The sequence below is a fragment of the Lutibacter sp. genome, assembly GCF_021647475.1.
Lineage (GTDB): Bacteria > Bacteroidota > Bacteroidia > Flavobacteriales > Flavobacteriaceae > Lutibacter.
Genome location: NZ_JAKIUR010000028.1, coordinates 1 through 12,318, shown reverse-complemented (window position 1 = coordinate 12,318; position 12,318 = coordinate 1). Strand labels below are relative to the sequence as shown.

The 12,318-nt window shown below is 27.9% G+C and carries 13 protein-coding genes; 6 read left to right on the top strand and 7 right to left on the bottom strand.

Going from position 1 to position 12,318, the window contains the following annotated elements; translation table 11 throughout:
• Nucleotides 1-11 precede the first annotated feature (11 nt).
• On the bottom strand, nucleotides 12-290 hold the full coding sequence (gene yidD, locus L3J60_RS08085; RefSeq protein ID WP_291974992.1) for a membrane protein insertion efficiency factor YidD: 279 nt from the start codon (nucleotides 288-290) through the stop codon (nucleotides 12-14).
• Nucleotide 291: 1 nt separating this feature from the next.
• Nucleotides 292-1,764, bottom strand: a complete 1,473-nt coding sequence (cysS, locus tag L3J60_RS08080) for a cysteine--tRNA ligase (protein ID WP_291974991.1) — start codon at nucleotides 1,762-1,764, stop codon at nucleotides 292-294.
• Nucleotides 1,765-2,179: 415 nt separating this feature from the next.
• Between cysS and L3J60_RS08075 the strand changes: the two genes are divergently transcribed.
• The 6 genes from L3J60_RS08075 (at nucleotide 2,180) to L3J60_RS08050 (ending at nucleotide 8,142) form a co-directional block, all read left to right on the top strand.
• Nucleotides 2,180-2,932 carry a glycosyltransferase gene (locus L3J60_RS08075; RefSeq protein WP_291974990.1) on the top strand — a complete coding sequence of 251 codons (753 nt, stop codon included), beginning with the start codon at nucleotides 2,180-2,182 and terminating at the stop codon, nucleotides 2,930-2,932.
• A gap of 15 nt (nucleotides 2,933-2,947) precedes the next feature.
• Nucleotides 2,948-4,369, top strand: coding sequence for a glycosyltransferase family 39 protein (locus L3J60_RS08070; protein ID WP_291974989.1), 1,422 nt, complete (start codon nucleotides 2,948-2,950; stop codon nucleotides 4,367-4,369).
• A gap of 120 nt (nucleotides 4,370-4,489) precedes the next feature.
• Complete coding sequence (locus L3J60_RS08065) at nucleotides 4,490-5,203, top strand: glycosyltransferase family 2 protein (RefSeq protein WP_291974988.1); 714 nt, start codon at nucleotides 4,490-4,492, stop codon at nucleotides 5,201-5,203.
• The gene (locus L3J60_RS08060) at nucleotides 5,203-5,823 is read left to right on the top strand and encodes a lipid-A-disaccharide synthase N-terminal domain-containing protein (RefSeq protein WP_291974987.1); all 621 of its coding nucleotides are present in this window, start codon (nucleotides 5,203-5,205) and stop codon (nucleotides 5,821-5,823) included. The genes L3J60_RS08065 and L3J60_RS08060 overlap by 1 nt, the downstream gene beginning before the upstream one ends.
• Complete coding sequence (locus L3J60_RS08055; RefSeq protein ID WP_291974986.1) at nucleotides 5,824-7,449, top strand: phospholipid carrier-dependent glycosyltransferase; 1,626 nt, start codon at nucleotides 5,824-5,826, stop codon at nucleotides 7,447-7,449.
• A 12-nt stretch (nucleotides 7,450-7,461) separates the two neighbouring features.
• Nucleotides 7,462-8,142: a hypothetical protein gene (locus L3J60_RS08050; RefSeq protein ID WP_291974985.1), complete on the top strand. Its 681-nt coding sequence runs from the start codon at nucleotides 7,462-7,464 to the stop codon at nucleotides 8,140-8,142.
• On the opposite strand, the gene L3J60_RS08045 is transcribed toward L3J60_RS08050, so the two are convergent.
• The 5 genes from L3J60_RS08045 to L3J60_RS08025 are packed head-to-tail and all read right to left on the bottom strand — an operon-like array spanning nucleotide 8,132 to nucleotide 12,105.
• Nucleotides 8,132-8,701 (bottom strand): phosphatase PAP2 family protein, encoded by a 570-nt coding sequence (locus L3J60_RS08045; protein ID WP_291974984.1) that lies wholly within the window; start codon nucleotides 8,699-8,701, stop codon nucleotides 8,132-8,134. The genes L3J60_RS08050 and L3J60_RS08045 overlap by 11 nt on opposite strands.
• A gap of 9 nt (nucleotides 8,702-8,710) precedes the next feature.
• Nucleotides 8,711-9,823, bottom strand: coding sequence for a peptidylprolyl isomerase (locus L3J60_RS08040; protein WP_291974983.1), 1,113 nt, complete (start codon nucleotides 9,821-9,823; stop codon nucleotides 8,711-8,713).
• Nucleotides 9,824-9,841: 18 nt separating this feature from the next.
• A complete protein-coding gene (locus L3J60_RS08035; RefSeq protein WP_291974982.1) occupies nucleotides 9,842-10,564 on the bottom strand; it encodes an FKBP-type peptidyl-prolyl cis-trans isomerase in 723 nt (240 codons plus the stop codon).
• A complete protein-coding gene (gldI, locus tag L3J60_RS08030) occupies nucleotides 10,551-11,084 on the bottom strand; it encodes a gliding motility-associated peptidyl-prolyl isomerase GldI (protein WP_291974981.1) in 534 nt (177 codons plus the stop codon). Before gldI ends, L3J60_RS08035 begins: the two co-directional genes overlap by 14 nt.
• Nucleotides 11,074-12,105 carry a bifunctional oligoribonuclease/PAP phosphatase NrnA gene (locus L3J60_RS08025; RefSeq protein WP_291974980.1) on the bottom strand — a complete coding sequence of 344 codons (1,032 nt, stop codon included), beginning with the start codon at nucleotides 12,103-12,105 and terminating at the stop codon, nucleotides 11,074-11,076. Before L3J60_RS08025 ends, gldI begins: the two co-directional genes overlap by 11 nt.
• Nucleotides 12,106-12,318 lie beyond the last annotated feature (213 nt).

Here is a 12,318-nt window from a genome sequence, read left to right as displayed (position 1 = left end):
ATTTTATCTATTTATTTTTTATGTTGATGTTGATGTTGATGTTGTGCTAATTCTTCTTTTGTAGGAACTGGATCATAACCACTTCCGCCCCAAGGATGACAACTTCCTATTCTTTTTATAGCCAACCAACCTCCGGTAAAAATACCGTGCTTTTTTAAAGCCTCAATGGTATAATGTGAACAAGTTGGCGAATAGCGACAACTTGATGGTATAAGAGGCGAAATTGCTGCCTGATAAAACCTAACCAAGACAATAAATGGTAATGCTAATATTTTTGTAAAGCTTTTCAATTTAATTTATAATAAATGTAGTTCCGTCCTTACCGTCTTTTAATTGAATACCTATAGCCAACAATTCATCTCTAATTTTATCAGATAATGCCCAATTTTTATTTGCACGTGCTTCATTTCTCATTGTAATAAGTAATGCTACAACTCCAGAAATTTTTGAAGAATTATCATCACTTGTTTCATTTTGCAATCCTAAAATATCAAACACAAATGTTTTAATTGTTATTTTAAAATCCTTTAAATCTTCTTCATTCAAAGTGTCATCACCTAATTTTAACAAATTAATATATTTTACTGCTTCAAATAGTTGTGCAATTAAAACCGGACTGTTAAAATCGTCATCCATAGCCTCATAACATTTTTGTTTCCAGCTATTTATATCAATACTTGATGTTTTATTTGCCGTAATGTTTTCTAATTGATTTACAGCTTCCATTAATTTTAAAAACCCTTTTTCTGAAGCTTCTAAAGCATCATTTGAAAAATCTAAAATACTTCTATAATGAGCTTGCATCATAAAAAATCGAAGTGCACTTGGTGAAAATGCCTTTTTCATTAATTTATTTTCACCGGTAAATATTTCATTTGGCAAAATATAATTTCCTGTTGATTTTGACATTTTTTGACCGTTTAAAGTCAACATATTGGCGTGCATCCAATAATGAACGGGGTTTACATTGTTACAAGCTTTAGATTGTGCAATTTCACATTCATGATGCGGAAATTTTAAATCCATTCCGCCACCGTGAATATCAAATGTCTTACCTAAGTATTTAGTACTCATTGCCGTACACTCTAAATGCCACCCTGGAAAACCATCACTCCAAGGTGAAGGCCACCGCATAATATGAGATTCTTCCGCTTTTTTCCAAAGTGCAAAATCTTGTGGATTTTTCTTTTCAGATTGTCCATCTAAATCTCTAGTATTTTGGATAGAATCTTCTATTTTTCTTCCTGATAAAATTCCGTAATGTTCCGTTTCATTATATTTTAACACATCAAAATAAACCGAACCATTTACAACATACGCCAATCCTTTATTTAAAATAGTTTTAATAATTTCTATTTGATCAATAATATGCCCCGTTGCAGTAGGTTCAATACTTGGTGGAATATTATTAAGTTTTTGTAAAATATTATGAAAATCTAGTGAATAACGTTGCACTACTTCCATAGGTTCAATTTTTTCTAAACGTGCTTTGGTAGCAATTTTATCTTCGGTTCCATCATCCGTTAAATGCCCAGCATCTGTAATATTACGAACATATCTAACTTTATATCCTAAATGTTTTAAATAACGGAATACCAAATCAAAACTCATAAAAGTTCGAACATTACCAAGATGAACATTGCTGTAAACCGTTGGACCACAAACATACATACCCACGTGACCTTCTAAAATTGGCTTAAAAATTTCTTTAGATTTACTTAACGAATTGTATATTTTTAACTGATTGGTTTTGTATAATTCCATTAAAATTAAATTGAATTTGAGGCTGTAAAGATAGTAAAATTATAGAATGTTAAAACCTAATAATTCACTAAATATAAGTTCAAAATTATAGCATTTCAGTATAAAAAGTTAAAAGTATTTAACCCGTTGTGCATTATAACTTTTTAAACCTACTGTTGTCAATAGTAGTATTTTTTGATAAAAAATGGTATCGAGAACGGCTGTTTTTAATTAAAAACCCTATTCTCGATACTAATTTTAAGCCTAAAAAGGCTAAAATTCACTCGAATTGACGAAATTTTATCATAATGAATAACGGGTAAGTATTTACTATTTCAACATTATTTTAGAAGTTTAAAGTTTAATTGAAATAAAAAATTAATTTTACAAAAACAAAAACCGTAAATTCATAGCAATTATTTATATCCTATTTTAAATGCAAAAAACAGTAAAAGAAACCACAACCACTTGTATTGTAATTCCTTGTTATAATGAAGAAAAAGGACTTCCTTTAGCTGAATACGAAAGTTTTCTGCAAAATACTGAACACATAATTTTGGCTTTTGTAAATGATGGTTCTTCTGATAATACGCTTGTTGTACTTGAAAAATTGAAATCAAAATTTCCTGCTAAAATAAATTTAATTAGTTATGATAAAAATAAAGGAAAAGCTGAAGCCGTTAGGTTTGGAATGCAATATTGCTTAAAACATATTGATTTTAAATACATAGCCTACCTTGATGCAGATTTGGCAACTTCATTAGAAGAATGTAGTGAAATTGCTTTAAATCTTAAAAATGATATTACTTTTGTTTTTGGTTCTAGAATAAAAAGAATTGGAGCCAATATTGATAGAAAACGCTCTCGATTTTTAATTGGAAGAATTATTGCAACAGCTATTTCAACCATTTTGAAACTTCCTGTTTATGATACTCAATGTGGCTGTAAAGTTTTTACCAAAGATTTGGCTAAAGAAGTTTTTACCACACCTTTTATTTCTAAATGGTTATTTGATGTAGAAATATTTCAACGTATTTTAGCTCTTTATGGGAGAGAAAAAGCTTTAAATAAAATGATGGAAATTCCATTAAAATCATGGATTGAAAAAGGAGATTCTAAAGTAAAAACTTCTTATATTTTTAAATTATGGATAGATTTGTTTCGAATTCGCCAACTTTCAAAAAACTAACAAAACGTTATTTTTATGTCTCAAAAAAAAAATAAAAACACTCGTTTATATTTACTGATTTCTGTTATTACGATTATTGTTTTCAAATTTATACTAAGTGCTGCTATTCCATTATTGGATAAAACAGAATCGAGATACGCTGAAATTGCACGGATTATGGCAGAAACTAAGGAATGGGTAGTACTTCAAATTGACTATGGCGTTCCGTTTTGGGCTAAACCTCCGTTATCTACGTGGCTTTCCGCATTAAGTTTTGATATATTTGGAGTGGATGAATTAACCGCAAGGCTCCCTTCGTTTTTAATAAGTTTACTTATTATTTATATCGTTGGTAAAAGCATCAAAAAAACAAATATTTCTTTTTATTTAATTGCTTTTATTTTGTTAACCATGCCTGAATTTTTAATTCATACAGGCGTAGTTTCCACAGATACTGCCTTAAATTTTTGTGTAGTAATTATTATGCTTTCCTTTTGGAAAGCTATGGAAAATAAAAATAAATCTTTTTGGAATTATTTGTTTTTTATAGGAGTTGGATTAGGATTTTTAGCTAAAGGACCGTTAATTTTAGTTTTAACTGGACCTCCAATTTTAGCTTGGATTATTATTCAAAAAATTAAATTAAAAACCGTTTTTACTAAATTACCTTGGTTTATTGGAACAGTTTTAGTACTAATTATTGCAGTTCCGTGGTATATAATTGCCGAAGAACGATCTCCTGGTTTTTTAGATTATTTTATTGTTGGTGAACATTTTAAACGATTTTTAGAACCTGGTTGGAAAGGCGATTTATATGGCAGCGGACACTCGCAACCTAAAGGAATGATTTGGGTGTTTCTATTTATTTTTACATTTCCTTGGTTTCAAATTGTGCTGATTAAATTATGGAAAAACCGAAAATCCATTTTAAACAACAAATGGATTTCCTATTTAGTATTTTGGTTAATTTGGACTCCTTTATTCTTTACCATGTCAACTAATATTTTGCATACTTATATTTTACCAGTAACAATTCCTATTGCATTATTGGCAGTTTATTATTGGGATTCTTACACAAATAAAAAGGTAGTTTTAGGTTTAGGATCTATATTTCCAATATTGGCAATAGTTGCTTTCATTGGCATTTCATTTACTAATAAAGTAGATTATTATGCCAATTCAGATAAATATTTATTACAACATCAATTTGTAAATTCTACTAATAAATCTGTTCCCATTTATTACTGGAAACAAAAAAACTATTCTGGTCAATTTTATTCAAAAGGAAAAGCTAAAGAAGTTAAAAATGAAAAGGAATTAGATTCTGTTAGTACAATTTATCCTGAAATATATTTTTTAATTTCCAACAAACATAAAAAAGATATTTCAAAAGAAATGCTCTCAAAAATGAATTTGCTAGAATCAAATTACAAAACATCTATTTATAAAATTGAATAATAGCTGTTTCACTTTAACTTATTCATTTTTTATAGAATTAATAAATACAAATAAATAGATTAAATTTGCCAAAATTCTAACCAAATAAAAAGAATTTTAAAACTAAAATATTGATTACTAATGCAATACGAATTTACCATTGTAGTTCCGGTGTTTAATGAAGAAGACAATTTAAAAAGAGTTGAAACAGAACTTTCTAAATACCTTAAAATAGCAACAAAAAAAACAAAAATTCTTTTTGTTAATGATGGAAGTAAGGACAAAAGTCAACAAATCATTGAAGAAATTTGTGCTAAAAATACTGATTTCTCCTACATCGAGTTCAAAGAAAACAAAGGTTTAAGTGCTGCCATAACTGCCGGATTTAAAAATGTAGACACTGAACTTGTTGGCTATATTGATTCTGATTTGCAAACTGCTCCTGAAGATTTTAATTTATTATTAAATGAAATTGGAGAATACGATTTGGTAACTGGCGTTAGAGCTAATAGAAAAGATTCGTTTGTTAAAAATATGTCTTCTACCATTGCCAATGGAATTAGGCGTGCTTTTACACACGATGGAATGGATGATACGGGTTGTCCATTAAAAGTTATAAAAACTGAATATGCAAAAAAAATTCCAATGTTTAAAGGTTTGCATCGCTTTTTACCAGCCATGATTTTATTACAAGATGGAAAAATAAAGCAAATACCTGTACAACATTTTCCTAGAATTGCCGGAGAAGCAAAATACGGTTTATGGAATAGATTATTAGGACCACTTATGGATTGTTTTGCTTACTTATGGATGAAGAAAAAATACATTAATTACGAAATTTCCAAAAAAAGTTAATGAGTAATTGGATTATTTATAGTGTTGGTTTTTTTGCTCAACTTTTATTTTCTGGAAGGTTAATTTTACAATGGATTTTATCTGAAAAAAGCAAAAAAGTTTTAACGCCTTCTATTTTTTGGAAACTAAGTTTATTAGCTTCGTTTTTATTGTTTGTTTATGGTTATCTGCGGAATGATTTTGCCATAATGCTTGGACAGGCACTCACCTATTTTATCTATATCAGAAATTTACAATTACAAGGTGAATGGCAAAAAGCACCTAAATTTTTACGGATATTTTTATGGATTTTCCCTGTATTAATTGTTATTTATTCATTTAATAATAACACATATGATTTGGTTAAACTTTTCGAAAATAAAGATATCCCATTTACTCTTTTACTTTGGGGAAGTATTGCTCAAGTAATTTTTACGTTACGTTTTGTGTATCAATGGCTTTATTCAGAAAAAAATAAAGAATCTTCATTACCATTCGGATTTTGGTTGTTAAGTTTAATTGGCTCATTAATGATTTTAATTTACGCAATTTTACGTAGAGATCCTGTTTTATTTGTTGGTCATATGATGGGTTCCATTATTTATTCTAGAAATATCATATTATCAAAAAGACATGCATAAATGATAAAAATTTTTGAAAAATATCCTATTGCAAGTTTAACCGTATTGGTTTTAGCCATGCTATTGATTCATTTAAACATTCCAAATGTAACCATTATGGAAGCTCGTAATTTTATTTCAGCACGTGAAATGATTCAAGATAACCATTGGTTGCTTACTACAATGAATGGAGAACCTCGTTATCAAAAACCTCCTCTACCAACTTGGTTAACAGCAATTTCAGGATTAATTTTTGGAGTAAATAGTTTATTTGCTTTACGATTACCAGCAGCTTTAATGGTATTATTTCTAGGAATTTTCGTTTATCTATTATCCTTAAAATTACAACTTTCTAAACTTCATAGTTTTAACAATAGTTTAATTGTGGTAACTTCATTTTATGTTATTGGCATTTTAAACGAAGCACCTTGGGATATTTTTGCTCATGGTTTTATGATTGCAGGAATTTATTTCCTATTTCAGTTTTTTGAAAGCTCAAAACAACTTTGGAAAAATGCATTGTTGGCATCTTTTTTTGTTGGGTTATCGTTTTTAAGTAAAGGTCCTGTTTCTTTATATGCATTATTTTTACCGTTTATTATATCCTACGGAATTGTATTTAAATTTAAAGATTTTAAATCTAAAACGCTTTCTTTTATAAGTTTTATATTCTTATTCATAATTATTGGCGGATGGTGGTTTATTTATGTAAGAATTGCTGATGCTGATGCTTTTTTAAAAATTGCGACTAAGGAAACGGGTAATTGGAATAGTTATAATGTTAAACCATTTTATTATTATTGGAGCTTTTTTACACAATCGGGTATTTGGACTATTCCTGCTTTTATCAGCTTACTTTACCCTTATTTAATAAAGCGTGTACAAAACAAAAAAATATATAAATTTACATTTTGGTGGACTATAATTGCGGTAATTTTATTATCCTTAATTCCAGAAAAAAAACCACGTTATTTAATGCCTGTATTAATTCCTTTAGCATTAAACACAGGTTTTTACATTCAATATTTAATTCGAAGTTTTGCTAAACTTAAAAATAAAAAAGAAACGATTCCTGTTTATTTTAATTTTGGTTTAATAGCTTTTATTGGCTTGGTATTTCCTTTTATTATTTATTTCTTATTAAAAAATGAAATTCAAAACTTCCTTATAAGTTATATTTTAACTTCCTTAAGTTTAGTTTTAATTGGCATTTACATCATTAAAAACCTTATAAAAAAGAACATTCAAAATGTATTTTATTTAAATGTTCTTTTTATTGCTTTTATCCTTATTTTTGGATTACCTATTTCTACAAACCTGAATAAAAACGATGCTTATAATGAAATAAATTCCTTGCATCAAATTGAAAATAATAATCATATAACCACTTATTCAGTTGGAGAAGTAACTCCAGAATTATTATGGAATTACAACGGGAAAATAAAAAATATTTATAAAAATAAAATAGTACAAATTCCAAAAGAAACTAAGTTTGGACTTCTAATATTAAATGAAGATGTACCTAAAATCACCAAAAAACTCTCTAAAAATTATCAATTAATTTTGAAAGAAACTTATAATTTAAATAAAGGTTCAAAAAAGAAGGAAAGATTAATTAGACCGTTTTATTTAGTTTTAAAAAAATAGTACTTTTGACTTATGAAAATTAATACACTTACAAAAACAGACAAGCTTGGCTATGTATTTTTAATTATAGCTTTTGCCTTTGGATTATATTATGCAAATACCGATTTAAATTATTTTGAAACAGTTTATGCCGTTGAAGATGGCTTTGTAGAAAATAGTCAATTTGTATTACTTTTATGTTCAAGTCTATTGCTGTTTTATTACTTTTTTAAATTCTTTAAACATAAAAACGCATCTTGGAAATTAGGTGTTTTAGTAATGGCGATAGCATTCTTTTTTGCTTCTGGCGAAGAAATTTCATGGGGTCAACGCATTTTCAATGTTCAATCCTCTGAATTTTTTATAGAAAATAATGCACAACATGAAACTAATTTACACAATATGGTTGTTGATGGTGAAAAAATTAATAAACTTATTTTTAGTCAGTTACTAACTATTCTATTAGTTATATATCTTTTAATATTACCTATTTTATATAGGAAAGTGGCATCCATAAAAAAATTAGCAAATTTATTTGCCGTTCCAATAGTAAAATGGCATCACACTATTGCATTTTTAATTGCTACCGGATTAATTGTTTTTGTTCACTCGAAAAAAAAATGGGAATTATATGAATTAGCGTTTGCGGTTATATTCTTATTAATATTTATAAATCCGCTGAATAAAAGAGAAATTTTTACTGCTAATTCTTAATTTTTTTCAAAAAATAGATTAGCAATTTATTAAATAACGTTCCGTATAGAACTCCAAATAACATTCCTGTTAATACATCTAAAGGATAATGTACACCAACGTATATTCTACTATAACCAATTAGTATTGCCCAAAATATTAATATTGGGAATAAATATTTATAACTATTTTTTAATAATAAGCCAAAAAACACTGCGATTCCCATAGAATTAATAGCGTGACCAGAAAAATAACCATACAAACCACCGCATCCTTCCCTAACAATTCTTATTAAAGAAGAAATATCATCATTATGACAAGGTCTTAAACGCTTAAAACCATATTTAAAGATATTGCTAGTTTGGTCGGATAGAGCAATTAATAAACCTCCAAACAGCAAAACCAATAACATTTTTTTAAAACCAAGCTGTTTATAGGTTAAAAATAATAGAAAGATATACAATGGAATGGATGTAAATTTATTAGTTACAAATAACCAAAACCCATCCCATTGAGTACTACCTAAATTATTGAGGTAGATAAATAATTCTATATCCTTATGAATTAAAAAATCTAACACCTAATAAATCTATTTTTTTGCCAAACCAACTAATTCCAGTTCAAAAACTAAATCGGTATTAGGTGGAATTACCTTACCTGCTCCTTGCTCTCCATATCCTAAATATGACGGAATATACAGCATTGCTTTATCTCCTATTTTCATGTGTTGTAATCCTTCTCTAAAACCAGCTATTAAATGAGCATCTGGACCATAAACCGTTGTAAACGATTCATAACCATGGCGTTTATCTCGTGCTTCATTATATACCTGATAGGCTTTGGCTACTTCTTTAAGATTGGTATCAAATAATTTTCCACTAGTAAAATAACCTGCATAATTTACTTTAACTTTTACTCCTTTTTTTGGCGTTTCACCATTTTTAGTTTCAGTAATAGCAATTTTTAATCCAGATGGCAATATTTGAGCTTTTGCCATATTTTCATTTATTTTAGCTACGGTATTATCCATAGCTTGTTGAATTTTTTCTTGCTTTATTTTTAATTCTTCGGCATAATTTTTATAAAATTTAGAAAATTCTTTTGCCGCTTTAAATTTTTTAGCTGCAGCTCCAATTTTTATAATTTCAACCGATTTAATAGTGTCGTTTTTAGCAATGGAATCAACTACATTTTGTCCTTTTACTACATAGCCAAAAACCGAATGTTTGCCATCTAACCAAGGTGTTGCTTTGTACGTAATAAAAAACTGACTTCCATTGGTGTTTGGTCCTCCATTTGCCATAGATAAAGTACCTGCTTTATCATGTTTTAGAAGTAAATTTCCATTTGCATCTTTAGGAAATTCGTCCTTAAAACTATAACCTGGGCCGCCTTCTCCTATTCCTGTAGGATCACCTCCTTGAATCATAAAATTTTTAATAACCCTATGAAATAATAATCCGTTATAAAATGGTTTACCTTTTAAAGAATCTGTAACTTCTTTATTTGTTCCTTTAGCCAAAGAAACAAAGTTTGCTACTGTTATTGGCGTTTTATCATAAGTTAATTTCAATAAAATTGCACCTTTATTTGTATTCATATTTGCATACAAACCATCTTCTAGATTTGTATATTTTGTAGGTTTACAAGAAACGATAATTGCTAAAACAGAAAGGATTATTAAAAATTTTATGTTCTTCATTTTTAAGTTTATTTAAGTTTATTTTTTTGGAATAGCTACCAATTCTACTTCAAAAATTAAAGTTGAAAATGGTTTTATAACTCCACCTTTACGTGGAAAAGCACCATAAGCCAAATCTTGTGGGATAAAAAATTCATATTTTGAACCAACTTTCATTAATTGTAAACCTTCTGTCCATCCTTTAATTACTCTATTAACAGCAAATTCCACAGGTTTTTTAGAACTATCAAATTCAGTACCATCAATTAATGTTCCTTTATAATTAACTTTTACTCTTGAAGTTGCTTTTGGTGAATCTCCTTTTCCTTCTTTTAAAACAATATATTGCAAACCGCTTTTGGTTACTTTAACTCCTTTTTTAGTTTTATTTTCTTCTAAAAATTTTTCTCCTTCTTTTTTAAGATTACCATATTTTTCTTCTGCTTTTTTTAATGCTTCAGCTTTCTTTTTTTCTCTTAGCTTTACTTGCCTTTTAGTAAAAAAACTTCGTAAAATTGCATCTACTTTTTTTGGTTCTATTAAAATGTCTGTAGAATCAATACCACTAACTACTCCTTGAATAAATAAATCTCTATCCACTTCAGGAAAATTTGCTTTTAATTTATTAGCGATATCAATACCTATTGCATAACTTACGGTATCTTTTTCGGTTTTTAATGCTTTTTTTGTAAATCCTTGTTGATTACATGAACTTAAGGCTACTAAAGCGGCCATAACAATTGATAACTTAATTACTTTCATTTTTATTTATTTTATTTAATTTAACTTTAAAAATTAGTGGCTGATTTACAGCTATTTTGTTTTGGTCTCCTGAAAAACCATAAGCAACATTTGATGGAAATAAGAAGGTTATTTGGTCACCTTGTTTCATAAGTTTTAAACCAATTTGTAATCCTTCTATAATATTTTCTTTATCTACCCAATATTTTTTTTTTGTTAATCCATAAATTAATTGATTATGAGCATTATAAACCTTGTAGGTATATAATATTTCATCTCCTTTTTTTGGGATATAACTTGTATTTCCTTTTATATCATACTTATACCAAAATCCATATTTTGAAGAATAATAATTACTTAAAGAATCTTTTTTTTTAATTTCTTTAAATATTAATTCTTGCTCCGTTTTTAATTTATTATTTATTGCTATTGTATTTTCTACTTGTGAAACCGATTTTTGAATAATTGGCAACCTTGGCACTGGTTTTTGACACGAGATTAGCAATAAAAAAATTATTATAAATACAAAACTACTCTTCATAGGAATTTAAAAGTTCTTTTTTATAATCTGGTAAAATTCGTAAGAAATTAGAAATAGTACTATCTAAAGAAACAAATGATTTTCCTCCAGCTGCATTATCATGACCTCCGCCATTAAAATGCTCACGAGCAAATTTATTTACGGAAAATTTTCCTTTTGATCTTAAAGATATTTTTATAATTTCTTGATCTGTATCTTCAATAAAGATTACAGCAAAAATAATTCCTTTTAATGATAATGCATAATTTACAACACCTTCCGTATCTCCTTTTTGAAAATTAAACTCGTCTAAATCTGCCTGACTTAATGGAATATATGCGGTTTTTAGTTTATCAATTACCACTAAATTACTCAACGCTCTTCCTAATAATTGCAATCTACCGTAGGAATTGGTATCATATACATTATTATATATTTTGGAATTGTTTGCCCCATTATCTATTAAATTAGCTATAATTCGGTGGGTTGTACTTGTGGTTGACGGAAACCTAAATGAACCTGTATCTGTCATAATACCTGTATATAAACAGGTTGCAATATCTTTATTAATTAGTGCTAAATCATCTAATTTTTCAATAAAATGATATACCATTTGGCAGGTAGAGCAAATAGAAATATCAGAATATAAATAATCTGCAAAATCATCTGGTTGTTGATGATGGTCAATCATAATAACTTTACCAACAAAGGTTTCTAATTTATGTTGCATATCATCACCAACTCTATTTAGTGCATTAAAATCTAGCAAAAATAGTATAGATGCTTCATCAATAGCAGCTTGAGATTGCCTATTTTGCATATCATATTTAAATACCTCTTTAGAATTAGGCAACCAATGTAAAAACTCTGGATAATCATTTGGTGAAACCACCATGGCATGATGTCCTTTATTTATAAGATATTGATATACCGCTAAGCTAGCTCCAATAGCATCTCCGTCTGGATTTCTATGTGGAACAATAACTATATTTTTAGGACTTGAAAGCAAGTCGTTAATTTCCTTTATTTCGTCTTCATTCATAAGGAGCAAATATACAATATATTGATAAACGTTACTTTGATTAAATAACTACATTTGTTAAAATTTACTTAATAAAATAAAATGACTCAGGGCAAACTCACACTTTTTCTTTGATAAAAGCTAGATAATCAGTTGATTTATAGTTGTCAAAGTTATTAATTATTTGTATATTATACTGATAATCAATAATTTACATCAATGACATCAAGTAGT

Excerpts from the sequence above, each read along its gene's own strand:
- cysS (WP_291974991.1), bottom strand. The coding sequence starts at position 1,764 with ATGGAATTATACAAAACCAATCAGTTAAAAATATACAATTCGTTAAGT.
- L3J60_RS08075 (WP_291974990.1), top strand. The coding sequence starts at position 2,180 with ATGCAAAAAACAGTAAAAGAAACCACAACCACTTGTATTGTAATTCCT.
- L3J60_RS08070 (WP_291974989.1), top strand. The coding sequence starts at position 2,948 with ATGTCTCAAAAAAAAAATAAAAACACTCGTTTATATTTACTGATTTCT.
- L3J60_RS08065 (WP_291974988.1), top strand. The coding sequence starts at position 4,490 with ATGCAATACGAATTTACCATTGTAGTTCCGGTGTTTAATGAAGAAGAC.
- L3J60_RS08060 (WP_291974987.1), top strand. The coding sequence starts at position 5,203 with ATGAGTAATTGGATTATTTATAGTGTTGGTTTTTTTGCTCAACTTTTA.
- L3J60_RS08055 (WP_291974986.1), top strand. The coding sequence starts at position 5,824 with ATGATAAAAATTTTTGAAAAATATCCTATTGCAAGTTTAACCGTATTG.
- L3J60_RS08050 (WP_291974985.1), top strand. The coding sequence starts at position 7,462 with ATGAAAATTAATACACTTACAAAAACAGACAAGCTTGGCTATGTATTT.
- L3J60_RS08040 (WP_291974983.1), bottom strand. The coding sequence starts at position 9,823 with ATGAAGAACATAAAATTTTTAATAATCCTTTCTGTTTTAGCAATTATC.
- L3J60_RS08035 (WP_291974982.1), bottom strand. The coding sequence starts at position 10,564 with ATGAAAGTAATTAAGTTATCAATTGTTATGGCCGCTTTAGTAGCCTTA.
- gldI (WP_291974981.1), bottom strand. The coding sequence starts at position 11,084 with ATGAAGAGTAGTTTTGTATTTATAATAATTTTTTTATTGCTAATCTCG.
- L3J60_RS08025 (WP_291974980.1), bottom strand. The coding sequence starts at position 12,105 with ATGAATGAAGACGAAATAAAGGAAATTAACGACTTGCTTTCAAGTCCT.